The organism is Pseudocoprococcus catus, assembly GCF_019734885.1.
GTDB lineage: Bacteria > Bacillota > Clostridia > Lachnospirales > Lachnospiraceae > Coprococcus_A > Coprococcus_A catus.
Map to the genome: position 1 here is coordinate 141,089 of NZ_JAAXCM010000005.1, position 19,767 is coordinate 160,855.

Sequence of the window (19,767 nt, forward strand, 5' to 3'; positions counted from 1 at the left end):
ACGAATATTTCTCCTGTTACTCATTTTTTAACATTTCACGAATACGCTCTATTGCCAGCTCCGCATAAACTGAAGGTTCCTTCAAATACCCTGTCACAAGTTCAATAGTCGCGCAGCCGTCATACCCGGCACGCCTGATCTCACGAAGAATTCCCTCAAGAGGAATATTTCCTTCTCCCGGTAAAATGTGACTGTCACTGACGCCATCATTATCAATCACATGCAGATATCCAAAACGTCTGCCAAGTCTTCGCACATACTCAGCCGCCGGCTCTCCCGTCGTAAAAGGCACCGCCAAATCACACATACCGACAAGATTTGGTGAATCAACTTTGTCCAGTGCCCGTTCCAGATCATTCAGTCCAGTGATCACATTGCTTTCATAAACCGTCAATGGTTCAAGTATCAATGTAACACTCTGCTGCTCTGCCTTTTGTACAAGACGTTCCAGACTTTTCTGAAGTCTCTCATCAATCTCCTGTACCGACATCCGATAACCGGCATGGCCTGCTGAAAACAACATCTTCGAAGCCCCCATAGCCGCAGTCAGCTCTATGGCTCTTTCCAGATAATTCATGGATCGAACCCATTGAAAAGCATCTCCGGTCATATAATTAAACGGATAAGCATTGTGTTCCGGTGTAAAACATTTCACCGGTATATGATATTTTTGAACAAGTCTTTCAACTTCTCTGACGCCTGTAAGGGACAAATCTTCCACGTAAGCATGCGGATAACCGCCCCATAATTCTATGTAATCGTATCCAAAGCGACCGGCATCTTCAAAGGCCTGTTCTAACGGATAGCGCTGATAGCCGCAGGTAAAAAGTCCTAATTCCACAGCTTCCACCTCCCTTCTCTTATTTTTCAATCATCGGAAATATCATTTCCCAACTTTTGTTGTTTTGTGAATTATATTGAAAAAGGCAGTCTCAATAAACTGCCTCTTCATCGTGATTGTCTATATTTTAGTAATCAAACTGTCTGTAATATCTTCTGATCTCCATTGGGTGGCAGTTGATCTTCTCGATATGCGCATCGATTCTCTGAGTAACTGCATGGCTGATCAGATGGCTGATGCTGCCGCGGTATTTCTCGCTGATACCCTTGATCGGATAATCTTTTGTATCAATAATTGTGTAGTTAGCACATACCTTTGGCAGGAATGCTGCAACTCTTTCGCTGAGTCTTCTCTGGGAATCTTCACCGACAAATACAGTTACAGGTGTATCCTTGTCGATAACTTCCAGCATACCATGGAAGAATTCTGCACTGTGGATAGACTTTGTACGCAGCCAGTGCTGTTCTTCCCAATAACACATTGCATAAGAATATGTAGAGCCGTACTGATTGCCGGCGCCTACAAAGTAATGCAGTTTGTCATTGCAGTGCTTTTCAGCGTAAGCAGCACCAAATGCATCTGCAGCCTTCTCTACATCTACAAGACCCTGAGCCAGATGTGCATCCATTTCTGCATAATATTCATCGTAATCTTCAAACTCGCCTGCATTCTTCATGAAACGGTCTGCAACCATGAAGAATTTCAGCTGTTCATTGGCTGGATAAGAAATCACATAATCTACCATCTTCGCCAGTTCAGCTTCTGCCTTATCAATGAAACCAAATACTTTGGCACCGTCAGCCTGTGCTTTCTTCACACCTTCAACCATCTCAATCGTGCTTCCTGTAACAGAAGACAGAATCACAATTGTGCCTTTGCCGACACGCTTGTTGCCTGTTGTCACATACTCAGCTGCGTTCTCTGAGAAAAGTTCAATAGCAGATTTCTCCTTCATATGCACTTCAGCCTGCAGAGCGGAAGCCCATGTACCGCCAATGCCAAGCCAGCAGATATTCTTGTAGCCTTCAGCACAAATAGCATCAACAATTTCTTCAATACGACCGCGAAGAGCCAGAGCACCATTGACGCTGTCCAGCTGCTTCTGTTCATCAAATTTCAGCATAATCTTTATCTCCATTTCTTAAATAATGTCAAAAAAATAACCTATCTCATCATACAGCAGAAGAAGCTCCGTTGCAAGCTTTTTAATCAGGAAATTTGACCAAAGTACGTCTTTGATGCCAGTTGGACCGCCTAAATTCCTTCAATGGAATGCGGTCAAAGACAAAAAGGCCCCCCGAACGGAGCTTATTCAAAAACAGGTGCTTCCAACATGAGTCTGCATTCCACTCCGGTCGGTGCTAACGAAAGTCCACTGGACTTTCAGCACCAGGCAGTGCAAACGTGCCTGTGTTTGAATAAACTCCGTTCTGGGGCCTCTATTTTCCTAGACCGCACTCCACTTCAATCAGAAGAGCGGTCCACCCTATTATCAAATCGGCTTATTCACCAACTTTAAGTTTCTGATAGTAGTCGTTGTAGATTGTCAGCGCATCGCCAACATCTTCCTGGAAGAATACATTTTCCTTGTAAGAGAAATCTCTTGCAGGGTCGTTCTTGTAATCATCAGATGCTGCTGCAACGGCTGCATCGTTCGGACAGGAGTATGGGAACTCTTCAAGGTTCTTAGCCATAACTTCAGCTGTGCAGATGTAGTTCAGGAATTTTTCTGCAAGATCTACATGTTTTGCACCCTTAGGCATAACAAAGAGGTCAATACCAAGCTGGATCGGATCGCTTGTGAAATCTGCAACTTTGATTGTGTTCTTTTCTTTCATAGCCCATGAAGCATTACCATCGTATGTAACAGCAACATTCGCTGTGCCATTTGTCAGGTTCTGTTCTGCATTACCATAAGCAACAACATTTTCATTGAACTTCTGCAGCCACTCGTAAGCTTCTGCGATTTCACTCTCATTTGTGGAGTTAGGATCATAACCAAGGGCAACAAGTGCGATTGGGAACAGGTTTCTTGCGCCATCAATTGTAGAAATCTTCAGACCGGACTGAAGCAGATCATTGTAGCTGTGGATTTCAACAGGGCATGTTTCTGAATCATATACAACATAGATGTAGTTCATCAGATAAGGTACACAGTAACCCTTGGATACCCAGTATGTATCGTTGATGTTGGATGAATTCGGAATGTTGTCCAGATTCAGTTCTTCAACATAACCGCCTGCGATCAGGGATTTCATGTAAGCATCACATGTCATGATCAGGTCATATTCATCACCGCCGCCTGCTGTCAGTTTATTGATGGCATCAGCATTATCACTCATGTAAGAAAGATTCACCTTACAGTTGTTCTCCGTCTCAAAGTTCTTGATCAGATCATCAGAAATGTACTGCTGCCACATATAAATGTTCAGCTCAGAGCTTGCATTGCCGTCCTGAGCAGCTGCCTGTGTTTCACCACTTTCTGCTCCGGCTTCTGTTGAAGCATTCGCAGTTTCGGATGCTGCTGCGGATTCTGTTTTGTTGGCATTACTGTTGCCACATGCTGCCATTGATAAAACCATGGCACCGGCAAGGACAGTCGCCAGTAATCTCTTTTTCATAATGAAAACCTCCTTATTTTACCCTTTTGTGAAGGGCCCCTTGAATAATATTATTCAAAATCATCGCTGCTACGATGATAAGAATCATAATTGTCGCCAATGCATTGACATCCGGCGTTACACCTGTCTTGTTCATAGAAAGGATCAGGACAGGCAATGTGGACTGTTTAGCACCTGCCAGCATATTACTCATGACAACATCATCAAATGACATTGTAAAGGACAGAAATGCCGCACTCATGACACCCGGAAAAATATTCGGCAGGGTCACGCGAAGCAGGGTCTGTACCCGGTTGGCACCAAGATCCATGCTGGCCTCTTCCAAAGTCTCGTTGTCGCCGCTGATACGTCCTTTAATGGTGACGATGGCATATGGAATACAGAATGTACAGTGACCGATCAGAATGGTTCCCATCCCCATAGACACGCCGACTTTCAGGAAAATAATCAGCAATGCCACCGCCAGAACAATTTCCGGCACGATGATCGGAATATACAGCATATTGTCGATGAATTTCTTCATCTTGAATTCATACCGCTTCAAACCGAGGGCACCGATGGTACCGATAAATACGGAAATCAGAGTACTCAGTACCGCAATGATCAAACTGTAGATCAAACTGTCCACCAATGTAGAATTGGTAAAGAGCTTGGTGTACCACTGTGTGGTAAAACCATTCCAGTAATAGTTATACTTCTGGTCATTAAAAGAGAAAACCATCATAACTGCCACCGGAATATACAAAAGGGCATACACCAGAAATGCATACACATTACTGATGATGTTCAGTCTTTTTCTTTTCTTGGCAATTTTCGACATTATACTACCTCCATATCTTCAATCTTCGCAAATCTTGTATAAATGAAGATAAGCAGCATAGTAATAACGATCAGCATTACAGACAGTGCTGCACCCAGCGGCCAGTTTCGGATGGAACCGAACTGGTTCTTGATAATATTACCAATGTATAAGATCTTGCCGCCGCCCAGCATATCAGTAACGGTGTAAATACCCAGGCTCGGGATAAATACAAGGATGATTGCTGAAAAAATACCCGGAAATGTGATTGGCAGCGTCACACGCATGAATGTAGTGGCTGCACTGGCACCCAGGTCTGCGGATGCCTCAATCAGAGACTTGTCCAGCTTCTCAATGGTACTGTAAAGCGGAAGCACCGCAAATGGCAGCATGTTGGTAATCAGACCGATCAGCACCAGCCCATCTGTATAAATAAATGTAATCGGTTCCTTGACAATGCCTGTTCCCACAAGGAAATTGTTGATCGGACCACTTGTCTGGAACAAAAGCAGCCAGCTGTTCAAACGCATCAATGAATTCGTCCAGAACGGGATCATGATCAGCGTGATCAGCTTCGCAGCTGTATCCTTCGGCTTATGGGCAATAATATAAGCCAACGGATATCCCAACAGCAGACAGAGAATCGTCGTGATTCCTGCTGCTTTCAGCGACTTCAAAATAACCTTAAAATATGTAGGATCAAGAATCGTTTTGTAGCTTTCTGTTGAAAACTTATAAACGACATCACCGAATACACCTCTGGACATAAAACTGATATAAATAATATACAGCATCGGAATGGTCACAAACAAAATCATCCAGACAGATACCGGGCCTGCCATGGCCAATGCCGGAAGCATATTCTTCTTTTTCTTATTGTTCATCAGACCGCCCCCTACATACTCTTCTTGATGGCAACGGCCTTCTCAGGTCTCCAGTAAACATAAACCTGATTGCCTTCTGCAATATCTGTATCCTGCTCAAAACGAGAATACTTAATCTCCTGACCGTTCTTAATATCGAGGGCTGTCTTGACAACCGTTCCCTGATAAATAAAATCCTTCACGGTGCCAGGCAGATCAAATCCTTCAACAGGCGTCTTGCTCACATCCATATATTCCGGACGGATAGCCACATGCATCTCCTCGCCAACTTCAAAATCAGCCCCGCATACCTGCATCATACCAGCCTCTGTCTGGACAGTCAGCACATTGTCTTTCTTGTCTGTCACCTTACCATCAAAAATATTGGATTCGCCTATAAATCCGGCTACAAACTTTGTCTTCGGATGCTCATAAATCTCCATCGGTACATCTAACTGTTCCAGAACGCCATCATGCATAACCGCGATCCGATCACTCATGGTCAATGCCTCTTCCTGATCATGGGTAACATAGATAAATGTAATTCCCAGTTTCTTCTGAAGACGCTTCAATTCAATCTGCATCTGCTTACGCAGCTTCAAGTCAAGCGCACCCAAAGGTTCATCCAGAAGCAGTACCTTCGGTCTGTTGACCAGCGCTCTTGCAATCGCCACTCGCTGTTTCTGACCGCCGGAAAGCTCATCCGGCTTACGCTTCTCAAACCCTTCCAGCTGAACAAGTCTCAGCATCTCCATGACTCTTTCCTGAATCTCAGGCTTTGGTACTTTCTTGATCGTCAGTCCGTATGCTACATTATTAAAAACCGTCATATGTGGGAACAATGCATAATTCTGGAAAACAGTATTGACGTTTCTCTGAAACGGCTCCTTGTCTTCGATACGTTCGCCTTCGACCTTGATTACACCGGCTGATGCTTCCTCAAAACCTGCGATCATACGCAGTGTTGTTGTCTTTCCGCATCCCGATGGCCCTAAAAGTGTCAGAAACTCACCTTCAGCTATCTCAAGGTTCATTTTCTTAACAACCAGATTGGACCCGAATCTTTTCTCGACTCCCTCGAGAGAAATAATCGGATTGTTCATAATTTTTTCCACCTCATTTAATTATTTCAAATCGACCGTCCAAACCCTGCTTCCAAATGCCTCACAGCGCTATGAACAGTTACATTTTAAGCACGGGTTACCGCTTTAATACGATGCAACGACTCTACTTTTTAGTGTAGCAATTTTTTGGCCAAAGTGCAACATAATTTAAAATAAACTTGCCCTATCCTGTCAAAAATTGCCATATAGATTTTTGACAATTCACCTATCACGCAATGATTATTCAGAAACTATCTACATCGTGTTTATTGGTATTTCTTTCCCGAGAATTCTATTACTCTTTTGGCCAGAATTTCCATCGGGTCAATATACCAGTCTGACAGTTTTTCATCATTCTTAATCACAGAAAGCTCTGTACAGGCCAGCAGCACACGGCTGCATCCGGCTTCCAGACAGGCATCTTCTATCTTCTGCCAGCTTGCCTTGTCACATGGCAGCCCTTTTTTAATACGATCATAAATCTGATACATGACTTCTTTCTGAATATCTGCATCCGGTACCCATGGAATCAGATCTTCAGCCTCCAATGCACGCTGGTACAGTCCTGCTTTCACTGTTCCATCCGTTGCCAGTACCGCAACGACACTGCCCGGATGAAGACTGGCCACCTCTTTGGCCGATTCCCTGATCATGGATATAAAAGGAATTCTCAGTTCATGTTCAATCATATCCATAAAGAAATGTGCGGTATTGCATGTCACAACCACCGCCGTACAGCCATATTCCTCCAGAAACTTCGCATCCTCCATCAGTCTGTTATAAGGTGCATCATATTTCCCATCCAGAATAGCCCCTGTTCTGTCCGGCATCGTCACATCACTTAAAATAAGCAGTGGCACATGATCCTGATCACATTCTGCCGCCGTATGTTCTGTTATCATTTTATAAAAAAGCTGTGAGGCCAGCGGCCCCATTCCGCCAATGACTCCTATTGCGTCTTTCAATTCATGTCCTCCTCTCGAACATTCTGAACAATATTATCATTATATTCTAACTACAAAAAAATAGCAATAAAATCAGTTGATGTATTTTGTTCTGCCATGGTATAATACCTGTGAAACAGCCTGAAATTTTAATTATTGATGGTTCTGAAGCCACAGCCTTCAGAAGAAAGGACTGAACATGAGCGATTTTGATGAAACTCTCAACGAAGAAGAACTGAATATTATTACACTGACCGATGAAGACGGCACAGACAAGGATTTTGAATTTCTGGATTTAATTGACTTAGATGATAAGGAATATGTTGTTCTTCTTCCGGTTGAAAGCGAAGATGAAAATGCAGACGGTGAAGTAATTATCCTTGAAGTCCACCCTCTGGATGAAGAAAACGAAGAATACCTCAGCATTGAGGATGCAACTACACTGGACAAGGTATTTGAAGTATTCAAAGAGAGATTCAAAGACGATTTTAATTTTGTAGATTAATTCATATGAAGGCAACAGGGAAACTGTGATTCAGTGGTGGAATCACAGTCTCCCTGTTATTTTATTTACGCGAGCAACGAGCCAAAGTCCGTGCTTGCACGAGACCTTGGCGTTGCTAAGCGCCAGTGGCGCTTGTTTAGCAACGACCGAAACGGAGTGTAGAGGCCGCGATAACTTGAGAAACTCGCGGAGCGTGTTTCTCATAGTTTATAGCTTCAATTATCTGGCACTATTATAAAGCGAAGCGATGGGAATATCAAAATATCCTTCAAAAACATATTCCGTCGGCCCCTCCATCAGCATCCGCCCATCGGCAAGATAAGCTGTTGTTAAGATGCCTCCGGGCTGCCTGACCTCCACATTTTCATCATATCTGCAATATCCCTGCCATACGGCCGCCGCTGTCACAGCACAGGCGCCGGTGCCGCAGGCCATAGTTTCTCCAGATCCACGCTCAACGACTCTCATTTTGATGTATTTTTCTCCGGTGACGGCTATTTTTTCAACGGCTGCGGCTTCGACATTAACGCCGTCTTCATTACCAGGCAAGGTATGGATCAATTCCGCTGCCTTCTTCAGCGGAAATGCTTCGACATTTTCTACAAAGAAAATACAATGGCGGTTGCCCGCCGATACATACTGCACCGGAAAGCTGCCGCCTGTAAAATCTATCCATTCTTCCTTCGCTTTTAACAGGACTCTCTGCTCCCCAAGGTTAGCCATTACACCCATGTCCACCTGAACGGAGGTTATATGCTCTCCTTCATCCGTTTTTCTGATATAAACAGACTTTATGCCGCTGTCAGTCTGCACCTGAAAAGACTGATTCGTACTAATGCCATGGTCATAGGCATAGCGTGCCGCACACCGGATACCATTACCGCACATGGCACCCCTTGAACCATCAGCATTGTACATTTCCATCCGAAAAACAGCTTCTTCTGAGGGCTGAATAAAAATTAAGCCGTCGGCACCGATTCCCGTATGCCTCCGGCTCATCACAACCGCCAGTCGTCCTTTTTGCTCCGACGACCATGCTGCAGGCTTTGACATCCGACTGTCAAAGCCGTCCATATAAATATAGTCATTGCCCAATCCATGCATTTTTGTGAAGAAAAGGCGCATATTCTCACCCTTTTTTCATTATTCTATGCATGCTGCGGCAATTGGTTCTAATGTTTATTTCTTTTTCTTCGCATAAATAAACATGCCGATTAAAATAATCACTACCACAAGGGCAATAACGCCAAACTTCGGCAGCATTTCGCTCATTGAACCGGCTTCCTTGGATACAGCCGTTGCAGCTGTCAAAATATAATTCATTATTATCTTCCCTCCTTTGATTTCTTCATCCTGGTTAATCGTTAAATGTAGCTATCACAAAATTTCTCCGCCGAGGCTGCCATAAACCGCTCCAATGATCCAAGTTCAAAGACCTGTATTCTCTTCTCGTCGCCGGCATGGCATTCCTTCTTCAAATGATCCAGTTCTCTGCAGATCATCTGCATATCCTGCAGGTTAACTTCCTCCGGCGGCGACATCGGAATGCTCTGCCATTTTGGTACTCTGAGGTGATATTTATGAATAAAGTAACCGTTGAGTTTTGTGTAATCTCCATAATAATAATCAACGGAGAAAAACCGACTCACCGGCACACACTTCTGAAGCCGTTTGATCTCCACTTCCGCAATATGGGTTTTCCTATATTCCGGTTCCCCGGTACAGCCATAAAAGGCCATGACTGTCGGCCAGTATTCCGTTACATAGCGGGCATCCAGATGCAAATGCGCCAGATAGCCAAGCATCACCGGCTCATTCAACCGCTGTCCGTATTTATCTGTAAAACGTGCCAACTCCGGTCCCAGTGCCAGACATTCCAGCTTATCCGGATCCCAGAAATGTGAAAAACACTTTTCCCCTTTTAATCTGGTATCCGGAAGCAGGGTACCCGTAAGAAAGGCCTGCTCAAAGGCATCATCAATTTGCCTGAGCTTACGCATCTTGTCCAATATCAATTCCGCCTCTGCCAGATGAATCACATATCCCGGCATCCTGTCACCTCCATTTTCGCAATCTGCCAGCCATCACCGTTAAAAATTTCTTTCCTTCTTCCTGTCCCACCCTTCAAAGTGCAGGACATCACGCATCTAGTATACCATTTTCAGCCTACCTGACACAAGCCTAAAACATAGTGAAATGTTTATCGTCTTTTCACTTATGTTACAACTTTTACATAACTATGCTACACATTTTGACTTTATTTGTCACGAAACCTATGCTATAATTCAATCATACAAAAGATAAAACTTCTACAAAACACCAAAGATAAAGCACTTTGCAATTGCCAAGAGAAACTCATTTAACCTTTTGAAACACCAAAGATAAAGACTTCTCATTGCAGTAAAATCTCACTCCTGATGATTCATTGCAAACCACAAAAGATTCATTGCAAGCTGCAAATGATTCATGAGCAAACACAAAAGATGAATTGCCAAAGACAACTGCTTTATCAAACTACCAAAGATAAATTTTTACATGCACAAAAGATAAACACCATGGCGTTTCCAACCGTCATGGTGTTTATTTTTTGTAATATTCATGACTCACCGATGAGTCCTGCGCGAAATTCGGTTCTACTGTGCAGACCTGTTTCTTATTCAAATTTCTGCACTTCTATAAAGCCCTGTTGAAATCATCCACCACATCCATTGTACCCACAATCTACCGCTACTTATCTAATCCAAAAAGTGCCGCACCCAGGGCACCCACAATCTCCGGTTCCTTGCAGATAAAGAGTTTGCTTCCAAGCTTTTCCTCCACTGCTTTGACAACACCGGGATTTTTGGCAACACCGCCGGTCATCATAAATGTCTCATTTAATCCGACACGTTTCAACAAGGAATAAGATTTATTGGCAATGGCTTTATGCAGGCCATGTGCGATATCCGCTTTTTCTTTATTTAAAGCAATCAGAGAAATGACTTCCGATTCCGCAAAGACAGAGCACATGCTGCTGATATCAATATCTTCCTTCCATTTCAGGGATTCCGGTCCCATTTCACTGATATCCATTTCCAGAGTTCTTGCCATCATCTCAAGGAAACGACCTGTACCGGCAGCGCATTTATCATTCATAACAAAATCCACCACTTCGCCGTTTTCATTCAACCGAATGGCCTTGCTGTCCTGGCCGCCAATATCGAGAATCGTCCGCACATCCGGATTAAAATAGTGTGCGCCCCGTCCGTGACAGCTGATTTCTGTCACATTTTCATCCGCAAAAGGAATGCTGACACGACCATAACCTGTGGACACGATCAGAGAAATATCTTCCCGCTTTAATCCGGCTCTCTCAAGAATTTCCGCCAGAATTCTTTCCGCACTCTCGCCGCTTTTTGCCCCGGTACGGACAACGTCAAAAGCAACGATTTCTTTATTTTCATTCAAAATAACAGCATTGGTTGATGTCGAACCGCTGTCAATACCAAGTACATACATTTTTCCATCCTCCGCTTTTTTCAGACTCTTTTTGCCAATAGAGGCGCCCTTCGCAATTTTCAGAGATTCAATAAAAGCCTCCACTCTCGTTCGAATCTGACCCTCACACTGCTTTGTGGCATCCGTTTCCACCATCAGAAGCGGGATATCCAACCGCTGCTTCAGATTCGTGTATTCATAGGCATAATTGTCACAAAACTGCACTGTATGATAAAGAATACCGTCCAGACGGTCCTTGAAGCCTTCCATATAATTCTCTCTGTTGACCGCCTTTACCATACGAAGACAAGGCACCTGATTTAACAACTGCCACGCATAAGCCTGCAGCAGATTGTCCGGTTCTACATGAAATTCCCGCTTAAGACCTGTACAGGTCATATCAAACAAAATATCCACGCCTCTGTTTTCCAACAGATCAATAATGCCCTTACTGCACCTGGCCCCCATCAGACCGATATGCACGGAAGCCTTATTTTTCGGTGCGGTTCGAAGGTTCTGCCCTGCCTCACGGCGTTCCAGCAATTGCTTTAACACTGTCTCATCAAAAGTTTTCCCCGAAAAAGCTTCATAGGCATGCACCATATCCAGAATATTTTTGCGGTACATCTCTGTAGAAAAATCATTTACTTTTCTCGGCACATCCAACAGATACAGGAATTTATCCGGACACTGCTGTTTCAGCACATCGTACAGACGTCGGATGCTGTCACAGCATGTGGTGAGAACAACTCCTTCATAATCTCCGGCCAGCACATCCTCCAGCACTGACTTGGTAAATGAGCAGATATTCGGATGCATCAATGTATCTGCCTGGTTGAAATTGGTCACTTCCGGCTGAATTCGTCTGATTTCGACACCCATGGCCTCAAAAACTTCCACCGGTGTATATTTACATACATATCCAATCATCAGTCCTTGTCCTCCTCAATATTGTCAATCAACTCCAGAAATGCCTGCAGACGCGTCTTGATCTGTCCGTCATGACTGTTTCTTCGATCCAGGGCATCTCCGTCAAGAATCAGCATCGGTACATTTTCCTCACGCATGGCTTCCTTTAAAAGCATCACGCCGCCGGAGGACTGCTTGCAGCCCCAGTGGCAGAAATGAATCACCGCATCCGACTGAAATTCTTTGACAAGATGACGTATCATCTCAACCTTTCTCTCATACGGGCCATTATAAATATTCAAAATCATCTTTTTTGCCAGTGCTTCCAGAGGATGTGCCGCATCCAACGGTTCCATGTAATCCAGATTCAGATCACAGGCCTGAATGTAGTATTTCTCCTGATAATTCATATATTGCTGTAAAGTTTCCTGATAGTAAGGCATCAGATGTACCCACAAAATGCCTTTTCCATCAAATTCCGGATAAGTTTTGACATCCTCAGCCAGACATTTAAAGAAATCCAGTGTTTCCTGAGTGCCGATATTCAAATGTGAGGCAAACAGCATATACAGATCCAATGTCATAGTATTTGGATAATATCTGTGCTTCTGTTCTTTCAAAAAGGCTTTGTAATATTCTTTTGATTCATTTTCACGTTGGATTGCCGCCTGCAGCTCATTCATATCCAGCATCTGCCCGGTTTTTGTCTCCAGCAATTCAATCAGCTCCTGAAGCTGTCCCACCACATAACGCTCTGCTTCCGGTGAGTAAGTATTCGGAATATCCAACACATAGCTTTCCACCTGATGTTTCTGCTCCATATGCCGAAATGTGTTGATATTGCCGTCGCAGATCATAGAAGTGGTCACTGACATAGCCGCCTTTGGCAAGACACCAGAATCCACACCACCGATAAAATTCTTATGATAAGAACAAAGTGTAGAAGCGATGCCCTCATTCTGTGCATAATCAATCAGATAATCCTCTATTTTAAAGCCAGACATAAAAGAAGACAAACACTCCATAGACACACACTGCAGACCAAAGCATTGCATAATCTCCACCGGGGCAAAAATATTCGTCCAACAGGATTTCTCCGGATGATCCAGTGCCTTCAGCACACTTTTCATAGCTAAATGTGTCAGCATCCGGAAAGCTTTCGGCATCTCTTTATTCGGAAGCAGTTTGGTTCTGGCATTCTCCGCACGCAGTCCCAGCCGAATCATAGAGCGCGCACGTTCAGGCTTTACACCTGCTTTATCCTTGATTAATTCGCCATATTTTTTAACGTAATCCATACAAACTCCTTTGATATTAAAAGTAAAAATACTTTTCATATGGTAGCATGTTCACTAAGTAAAGTCAATGGTGCAAAAAGGTACCCATGATTCGCTTTTTCGCAAATCACAGGCACCCTGTCACTTTTATATATTCTGTTGAATCTACACGATTAAGCCGCTTTTTCTCCAATAAGTGCTGCAATGGCTTCTTCCAGTGTACCGCCTTCAATTTCCAACGGAACCCCCGGTGTCGTCGTCATGCTGATGCCGCAACCTTTTGTCTGAAGCCACTGACAATCTCTCTCAAGTCTATCCACATCCAGTGCCAGAATATCCAGAACCATCCTTGCCTTATTCCCTTCTGTCTCAACATAATCCGTATATTCTGCCTGTTTCACTTCAACACTTTCGCCTGTTGTCACATCGAGCTTCATGCCGGAATAAACAGGTATCATCTTCACATTCTCACACTCACTGAGCATCCTTCTGTACTCTCTCTCCGACTTCCTCAATTCATCTGTCTGGGCTCTGAACTTCTTCAGCGTCTCCATATCATCCAGATTATTGTATCTGTCATCTTGTGTTCTCTTGTGGATTTCTTCCCTTGCAATCTTCAAATTCATCTTGATTGATCTTGCTCTAATCTCATCTCTGTAAAGCTGCTTCAGATACTCTGGCTTTGTGATGAATAAAATAGAATTGCCGTCGATGAAAATACTATCCAATGTATTCTGACCTGTTAACATATTGTTCACTGCTATATTCTGTAAATTGACTTTAATCATAATCGTACCTCCCGCATTTACTACATTGTGATTTTTATTCAGTAGATATTGCATAGAAGTAATGGCCGTTACTTATGTATCTTTTTCTGTACAATCATTATAGCACGATTCCAAATACACGGAACACCTGATTTACCCAAATCATACACGACCCTTAAAATGTCTATTGTTGACACTCCGTCAGACAATGTATTCAAATAAATACAATTTATTTGAATTTTACTTTCTCTACAACTTCACATATCGCTGTAAATTCAACATGAATAAGTCAAGTTGTCATTTCATATGTTACATTCTTCCTCGATAAAATTTTACCACTTGTGTCTAAAAAAAAGACGTTCTGCAAATTTTGTAACAAATACGGCTTGTGATACCTTTATTTTGAACAATCGTTTCCGGACATAAAAAAAGCACCGCCCCCACAGCTCCTATGTCTGCAAAAACAGTGCTTTTGATGCGCCTTCAGGGGCTCGAACCCTGGACACCCTGATTAAGAGTCAGGTGCTCTACCAACTGAGCTAAAAGCGCTTACCCATCGTCCGAAGTGATTACCTCAGCGACGCTATTAATCTTACCGCATAAATCATGTTTTGTCAACATGTTTTTTTAAATTTTTTTAATTTTTTTCAAATAAAGTTTTCAATCTGTTTTTAGTAAAAATTTAACTTTTCATCTTGTATTTAGGTCACCATAACGCATATAATAAAAACAGTATCTTTTGATGGCCAAACCAATCCGTCCCGATGGCTGGCCCTGCATTTTACCGGAGGCGAAATACACACTATGACTTTACCTGAACACACCCAGAAGCCCTCTTCTAATTCCAGCCAAAATTCCGGCAGGAAAAAGAAGTTTGAATCTAATAATAAATATTTTTCCATATGTACGTATGCTGTAGCCACATTCACCATCTGCCTGATTATTTTTAAGTTTATCAATAACTGGCGGGATGCCCAGAAATACACAGCTTCTATTTTATCAACGCTGTCACCTTTTCTGATCGCGTTTTTGATCGCCTATTTTATCAATCCGCTGGTCAACAGGATTGATAAGCTTCTTTTCAGCAGGTCACAAAACGAGAAATTTGCCAAATTACATAAATTTCTTTCGCTCCTGCTGGCTTATGTCATTGTCATCGGCTTTATTGCCCTTGTTCTGACTTTTGTGATTCCCCAGATTGTTGAAAGTATTATGCAGCTGATCATGCAGTCTTCCTCTCTGTATGACACCATCATGAACGGTTTGAATTCTCTGAATGAGCGCTATCCGAATATTGACTTTGCATATATCATTGATACGATCAATAATGCCCTCCCGAATGCAATCAGTTCCGTCCAGACAGTGATGACTGACATCGTTCCTATGATCTATAATGCCGGCAGATCCATTATCAGCTGGATCATCAATATCATTCTGGCTTTTGTGATTTCATGTTACCTGATGTCCAGCAAGAAGTGCATTATCCATGGCATGAAACGTATTATTTATGCATTCTTTGACCAGAAGACCGCCTACAAGGTCATTTTTACCATCAAAGAATGCAACCGGATATTTGGTCAGTATATCATTGGCAAGGCTCTGGATTCCCTTATTATCGGCATTATCTGCTTTGTTCTCATGTGCATTCTCAAACTGCAGTATGCCCTGCTCATCAGCATTGTTGTCGGTATCACCAACATGATTCCTTATTTTGGACCTTTTATCGGAGCTATTCCGGGGCTTATCATTTTACTGATCATCTCCCCAAAACAGGCTTTAATCTTCCTGATTCTGATCCTTCTGCTTCAGCAGTTTGACGGAACCATCCTTGGTCCAAAGATTCTCGGAGACTCCACAGGTCTTTCACCGATATGGATCATCTTCGCCATTACCGTAGGAGGGGCCACAGGCGGTGTCATCGGTATGTTCTTAGGTGTCCCGATCACTGCCGTTTTAGTTTACCTGATGAATCATATTTTTGATTACATGCTCTACAAAAAGCACCTGCGGTCTGATCTGACCAATGTAGAGATTCCTGACATCAACCCTGAGAATGTCTTTATTCCAAAGGATTTCTCAGACCGGAAGGATTCATCTGAAGATATCACTTCAAACAGTCCGAAAGACCCGCAGCAGCATTAATTGAAACCGAACACCAAAGAAGCAGTAAAGACCGAGGGAATCACCTTAATCTTTACTGCTTCTTTTATTTTTTACTGTCTATAACACTTTATTGCTTTATTTAGGCAAATAATTTCTTCATCCATCAGATTCCAGTTCAATCCGGCACAGTTCTCCTCAACCTTGCGGCGGCTCTGGGCCCCGGTAATACAGGATGAGATAAATTCCTGCTGCAATGTCCAGTTGACTGCAATCTGCGCCAGAGGAACATTTCTCTCAGCAGCAATGGCATCCATCACCTTCAGCAATTCCATCACCTTCGAAAAAAGAGGTTCTCTGAAATACGGATAAAAGCGGTTTCTATTGTCCGTCTCGCCAAATGTCCGGATTTCCCGATAATCGCCTGTCAGAATACCTCCGCCCAGTGTACCGTAAGTCATGACTCCCATTCCCCGGTCAGCAGCCCATCGGATGGTTTCCTCATTATCACCATCTAACATAGAATACTGCGGCTGATAAGCTTCAATCTCACAATACTTCGATGCTTCTTCTATCTGCTCCTTTGTAAAATTGGAAACGCCGGCATGAAGAATCTTGCCTTCTTTTTTCAACTGTGCCACCGTACCGATGGTTTCCGCCATAGATACATTCGGATCCGGCCAATGAACAAGATAGAGATCGATATAATCTGTCTGCAGATTTTTCAATGATTCCTCACACTGCCTGCGGATTAATGATTCGGAACCGCAGCGGATATACTTTCCATCCACATACTTATTACCGCATTTTGTCGCGATCACCACATCCTTACGGGCACCCAGATGATGCAGTGTCTCACCGATATACTGTTCTGCTTTACCCGCATTATAAGCCGGTGCGGTATCAATAAAATTAATCCCGCAATCAAGAGCCGCCTTAATGGCATCCATTCGCTCCTCATCTGAATGAGTATCCCATCCGGCCCCTCCGATTCCCCATGTACCAAGACAAATCTGTGAGACTTCCAGTCCCGTTTTTCCGAATTTCTTATATCGCATGATTTTCCTCTCTTTCAATTTTCTCTGATTCATTGCCGCTGCTATTTACAAACAGGATGAAGAACTCCGCCCGTTTAGATATAGGTACATTATACCATATTTTCATTGATTTCTGCTTTTTTCTATTGATCCAGTCCAAAATAACTGAGCAGTCCCTCATAAATGCCTCTGGCAAATTCCGGCTGCATGGTTTCAAGTTTCTCTGCATCCCCGGCATTGGTCACATAAGCCAGCTCCACCAGCACCGCAGGCATATTGGTTCTTCTCAAAACATAAAGAGATGGATTCACTCTCACCCCGTTATCTCTGGTTCCCACAACATCAACAATCGCACTTAATATGTGTTGTGCAAGATAGTAGGACTGGGTATATTTTCTGTATACATAAACCTCCGTACCGTTGACAACAGGATCTGTATTGGCATTGGCATGGATACTGATAAAATAATCCGCCGGCCATGCATTGGCCGCCCTCACTCTGGCAGCCAGACTTGTTGTATTGCTTGTTCCCAGCCGTTCTTCCGGTGTGTTCCGTGACAGACGGACTTCAAACCGGTCATCTGCCCGCAAAAGCTCTGCCAGTTCTTTTCCCACTTGATAGGTAATATCCTGTTCTTTTAAACCGAAACCTTCCGCACCGGTATTTGGTCCGGATGGATTATGTCCCTGATCAATAAATATTTTAATGGCCATCTATTATACCCGCTATTCTAAATTCATATATCAGCATATGCTGCAGAACATCTTTATGTGCATTGACAGCGGACACTGTGAATGTTACTCTAAACATCAGGAGAAATTTTTTAGAAATATTCAGAAAAAGGGGGGTTACCAGATGAGTAATTTTATGTTCAGCCTGAATGCAACGCTGCCAGTTTTCCTGGTCATCGTTCTGGGCTGGTTTTTAATGCAGAAAAAAATGTTTAACGACAACTTTGTTGATATCATCAACAAGTTTGTTTTCAAAGTGTCACTGCCTGTCCTGTTGTTTAAAGATATTGCCACCACACCCATCAAAGATGCCTTTGATCCGAAATTTGTTATTTTTTGTATGGTTGGCACCACTATCATGTTTATGGGCATCTGGGCACTGACAACCATTTTTATGAAAGATAAATCAATGGTTGGTGCTTTCACCCAGGCATCTGCCCGGGGCAGTGCCGCTGTTCTAGGCATTGCCTTTGTCCAGAATATCTACGGCAATTCCGGTATGACACCGTTAATGATCGTATCTGCCGTTCCGCTGTACAATATTTATTCTGTGATCATTCTGACATTTTGCGCCAATGACCAGGATCACTCTAACCGGGCAGCCACCATCAAGCGTGCCTGCAAAAATATTCTGACCAATCCCATCATCCTTGGTATTGCTGCAGGTGTACCGTTTTCTCTGCTGAATATCGAGCTACCCCCTCTGGTCTTAAAAACGGTGACCAATGTTGCACAGACAGCCACACCAATGGCACTTCTTGCCGTGGGTGCCGGTTTTGAAGGGCGCAAAGCCATCAAGAAGATCAAACCAACGATGATTGCCACGTTCATCAAACTGATCGCCCTGCCTGCCATTTATTTTCCATTTGCTATTGCCATGGGATTTCGTGAAAGTGCACTGGTAGCTATCCTCATCATGGTCGGCTCCCCCACAACGGTTACCTGCTATATCATGGCCAAAAATATGGGAAATGATGATGTTTTGTCCTCCAGTATCATTGTTATGGCAACCCTGTTGTCATCCGTCACACTGACTTTCTGGATCTTCTTTTTGAGAAGCATGGGACTGATCTGATTTGAAAAATTTTCCGTACATATAAGAAACAACCTCTGCGCACAATAGCTATGTAAGCATTGTAATGATTGCTTTGTCATATTTCATCTGTAATATTTTAAACAAAGTTTTCATTACATGTCATTTTGCACAGGAGGTCACAATATGGACGAATTATCAGTATTAGATCTGCAAAATCTCCGCCATCTCATCGGTGGCTATGAAACCACTCATAAGAAAATGATGGAATATGCATCCGGCGCCTCTGATCCTCAGATCAGGCAGTTTTTCCAGAAATCTGCCCAGTCAGCCATGCAGAACAAACAGCAGCTCATGCAGTTTATCCATTAAGGGAGGTTTTTGAAAATGATCGACGAAAAAACAATGGTTGCCGACACACTGGCTGGCATCAACGGTGAATTAACACGTTTTGGAGAAATGATCCCTCAGACCGAGAACAAACAGCTGAAGCAGACATTAAAACAACTGAGAAATGCCTGCGAAACTTCCCAGGAAGAAATCTACCAGCTGGCCCGGGCCCATCAGTACTATGTCCCGGCCGAAAAAGCCAGTGTTCAGGAAGTTCAGCATGTAAAAAACATTTTAACCCAGGAATAAATTAATTTACCCTCTCAAACAAAACACCGCAGATCCGGTTTATCTGATCTGACCCCAAAAAGTTAGACAAATTTGAGAGCTAAGCTACAAGGGATTGAATCCTGTATTGTACAGGACTCAG

At 43.2% G+C, this 19,767-nt stretch carries 20 protein-coding genes and 1 tRNA gene; 5 read left to right on the top strand and 16 right to left on the bottom strand.

Features of this window, described 5'->3' with window-relative positions; all coding sequences use genetic code 11:
* Window positions 1–16: 16 nt before the first annotated feature.
* The 7 genes from frlC to cuyB all read right to left on the bottom strand — a co-directional run bounded on the left by frlC (window position 17) and on the right by cuyB (window position 7,192).
* Window positions 17–841, bottom strand: a complete 825-nt coding sequence (frlC, locus tag HED67_RS00700; protein WP_221717214.1) for a fructoselysine 3-epimerase — start codon at window positions 839–841, stop codon at window positions 17–19.
* A gap of 127 nt (window positions 842–968) precedes the next feature.
* A complete protein-coding gene (locus tag HED67_RS00705; protein WP_178441409.1) occupies window positions 969–1,964 on the bottom strand; it encodes an SIS domain-containing protein in 996 nt (331 codons plus the stop codon).
* A gap of 379 nt (window positions 1,965–2,343) precedes the next feature.
* Complete coding sequence (locus tag HED67_RS00710; protein ID WP_221717215.1) at window positions 2,344–3,462, bottom strand: polyamine ABC transporter substrate-binding protein; 1,119 nt, start codon at window positions 3,460–3,462, stop codon at window positions 2,344–2,346.
* A 13-nt stretch (window positions 3,463–3,475) separates the two neighbouring features.
* The gene (locus tag HED67_RS00715) at window positions 3,476–4,282 is read right to left on the bottom strand and encodes an ABC transporter permease (RefSeq protein ID WP_221717216.1); all 807 of its coding nucleotides are present in this window, start codon (window positions 4,280–4,282) and stop codon (window positions 3,476–3,478) included.
* Window positions 4,282–5,145 carry an ABC transporter permease gene (locus tag HED67_RS00720; RefSeq protein WP_221717217.1) on the bottom strand — a complete coding sequence of 288 codons (864 nt, stop codon included), beginning with the start codon at window positions 5,143–5,145 and terminating at the stop codon, window positions 4,282–4,284. Before HED67_RS00720 ends, HED67_RS00715 begins: the two co-directional genes overlap by 1 nt.
* Before the next feature lie 11 nt (window positions 5,146–5,156).
* Window positions 5,157–6,227 (bottom strand): ABC transporter ATP-binding protein, encoded by a 1,071-nt coding sequence (locus HED67_RS00725; protein ID WP_015513191.1) that lies wholly within the window; start codon window positions 6,225–6,227, stop codon window positions 5,157–5,159.
* 266 nt (window positions 6,228–6,493) lie between these two features.
* Window positions 6,494–7,192, bottom strand: coding sequence for a cysteate racemase (gene cuyB / locus HED67_RS00730; RefSeq protein ID WP_215689099.1), 699 nt, complete (start codon window positions 7,190–7,192; stop codon window positions 6,494–6,496).
* A 178-nt stretch (window positions 7,193–7,370) separates the two neighbouring features.
* Here cuyB and HED67_RS00735 point away from each other — a divergent pair, with 178 nt between their 5' ends.
* Window positions 7,371–7,676, top strand: coding sequence for a DUF1292 domain-containing protein (locus HED67_RS00735; protein WP_178440087.1), 306 nt, complete (start codon window positions 7,371–7,373; stop codon window positions 7,674–7,676).
* 219 nt (window positions 7,677–7,895) lie between these two features.
* Here the strand turns inward: HED67_RS00735 and dapF are convergent, their stop codons facing one another.
* The 7 genes from dapF to HED67_RS00770 form a co-directional block, all read right to left on the bottom strand.
* Entirely contained in the window at window positions 7,896–8,801 is a 906-nt protein-coding gene (dapF, locus tag HED67_RS00740; protein ID WP_221717218.1) for a diaminopimelate epimerase, read from the bottom strand.
* Window positions 8,802–8,855: 54 nt separating this feature from the next.
* Window positions 8,856–8,999, bottom strand: a complete 144-nt coding sequence (locus HED67_RS00745) for a hypothetical protein (RefSeq protein WP_015513188.1) — start codon at window positions 8,997–8,999, stop codon at window positions 8,856–8,858.
* 41 nt (window positions 9,000–9,040) lie between these two features.
* A complete protein-coding gene (locus tag HED67_RS00750) occupies window positions 9,041–9,727 on the bottom strand; it encodes a hypothetical protein (RefSeq protein ID WP_221717219.1) in 687 nt (228 codons plus the stop codon).
* 676 nt (window positions 9,728–10,403) lie between these two features.
* Window positions 10,404–12,083: an acyl-CoA dehydratase activase gene (locus HED67_RS00755; protein WP_221717220.1), complete on the bottom strand. Its 1,680-nt coding sequence runs from the start codon at window positions 12,081–12,083 to the stop codon at window positions 10,404–10,406.
* The gene (locus HED67_RS00760; RefSeq protein ID WP_221717221.1) at window positions 12,083–13,360 is read right to left on the bottom strand and encodes a 2-hydroxyacyl-CoA dehydratase subunit D; all 1,278 of its coding nucleotides are present in this window, start codon (window positions 13,358–13,360) and stop codon (window positions 12,083–12,085) included. The genes HED67_RS00755 and HED67_RS00760 overlap by 1 nt, the downstream gene beginning before the upstream one ends.
* 152 nt (window positions 13,361–13,512) lie before the next feature.
* A complete protein-coding gene (locus tag HED67_RS00765) occupies window positions 13,513–14,127 on the bottom strand; it encodes a hypothetical protein (protein ID WP_221717222.1) in 615 nt (204 codons plus the stop codon).
* A 455-nt stretch (window positions 14,128–14,582) separates the two neighbouring features.
* Window positions 14,583–14,655: transfer RNA gene (locus tag HED67_RS00770), tRNA-Lys, on the bottom strand.
* Between the two features lie 255 nt (window positions 14,656–14,910).
* Here HED67_RS00770 and HED67_RS00775 point away from each other — a divergent pair.
* Complete coding sequence (locus HED67_RS00775) at window positions 14,911–16,248, top strand: AI-2E family transporter (RefSeq protein WP_221717223.1); 1,338 nt, start codon at window positions 14,911–14,913, stop codon at window positions 16,246–16,248.
* A 71-nt stretch (window positions 16,249–16,319) separates the two neighbouring features.
* On the opposite strand, the gene HED67_RS00780 is transcribed toward HED67_RS00775, so the two are convergent.
* Both HED67_RS00780 and HED67_RS00785 read right to left on the bottom strand, forming a co-directional pair.
* Window positions 16,320–17,264 (bottom strand): aldo/keto reductase, encoded by a 945-nt coding sequence (locus tag HED67_RS00780; RefSeq protein WP_221717224.1) that lies wholly within the window; start codon window positions 17,262–17,264, stop codon window positions 16,320–16,322.
* Window positions 17,265–17,386: 122 nt separating this feature from the next.
* The gene (locus tag HED67_RS00785) at window positions 17,387–17,956 is read right to left on the bottom strand and encodes an N-acetylmuramoyl-L-alanine amidase family protein (RefSeq protein WP_178441674.1); all 570 of its coding nucleotides are present in this window, start codon (window positions 17,954–17,956) and stop codon (window positions 17,387–17,389) included.
* A gap of 142 nt (window positions 17,957–18,098) precedes the next feature.
* On the opposite strand from HED67_RS00785, the gene HED67_RS00790 reads away from it, so the two are divergent.
* The 3 genes from HED67_RS00790 to HED67_RS00800 all read left to right on the top strand — a co-directional run bounded on the left by HED67_RS00790 (window position 18,099) and on the right by HED67_RS00800 (window position 19,646).
* Window positions 18,099–19,049 carry an AEC family transporter gene (locus HED67_RS00790; RefSeq protein WP_221717225.1) on the top strand — a complete coding sequence of 317 codons (951 nt, stop codon included), beginning with the start codon at window positions 18,099–18,101 and terminating at the stop codon, window positions 19,047–19,049.
* Between the two features lie 144 nt (window positions 19,050–19,193).
* Window positions 19,194–19,379 carry a hypothetical protein gene (locus HED67_RS00795; protein WP_178441676.1) on the top strand — a complete coding sequence of 62 codons (186 nt, stop codon included), beginning with the start codon at window positions 19,194–19,196 and terminating at the stop codon, window positions 19,377–19,379.
* 18 nt (window positions 19,380–19,397) lie between these two features.
* Window positions 19,398–19,646 (top strand): spore coat protein, encoded by a 249-nt coding sequence (locus HED67_RS00800; RefSeq protein WP_456298676.1) that lies wholly within the window; start codon window positions 19,398–19,400, stop codon window positions 19,644–19,646.
* Window positions 19,647–19,767 lie beyond the last annotated feature (121 nt).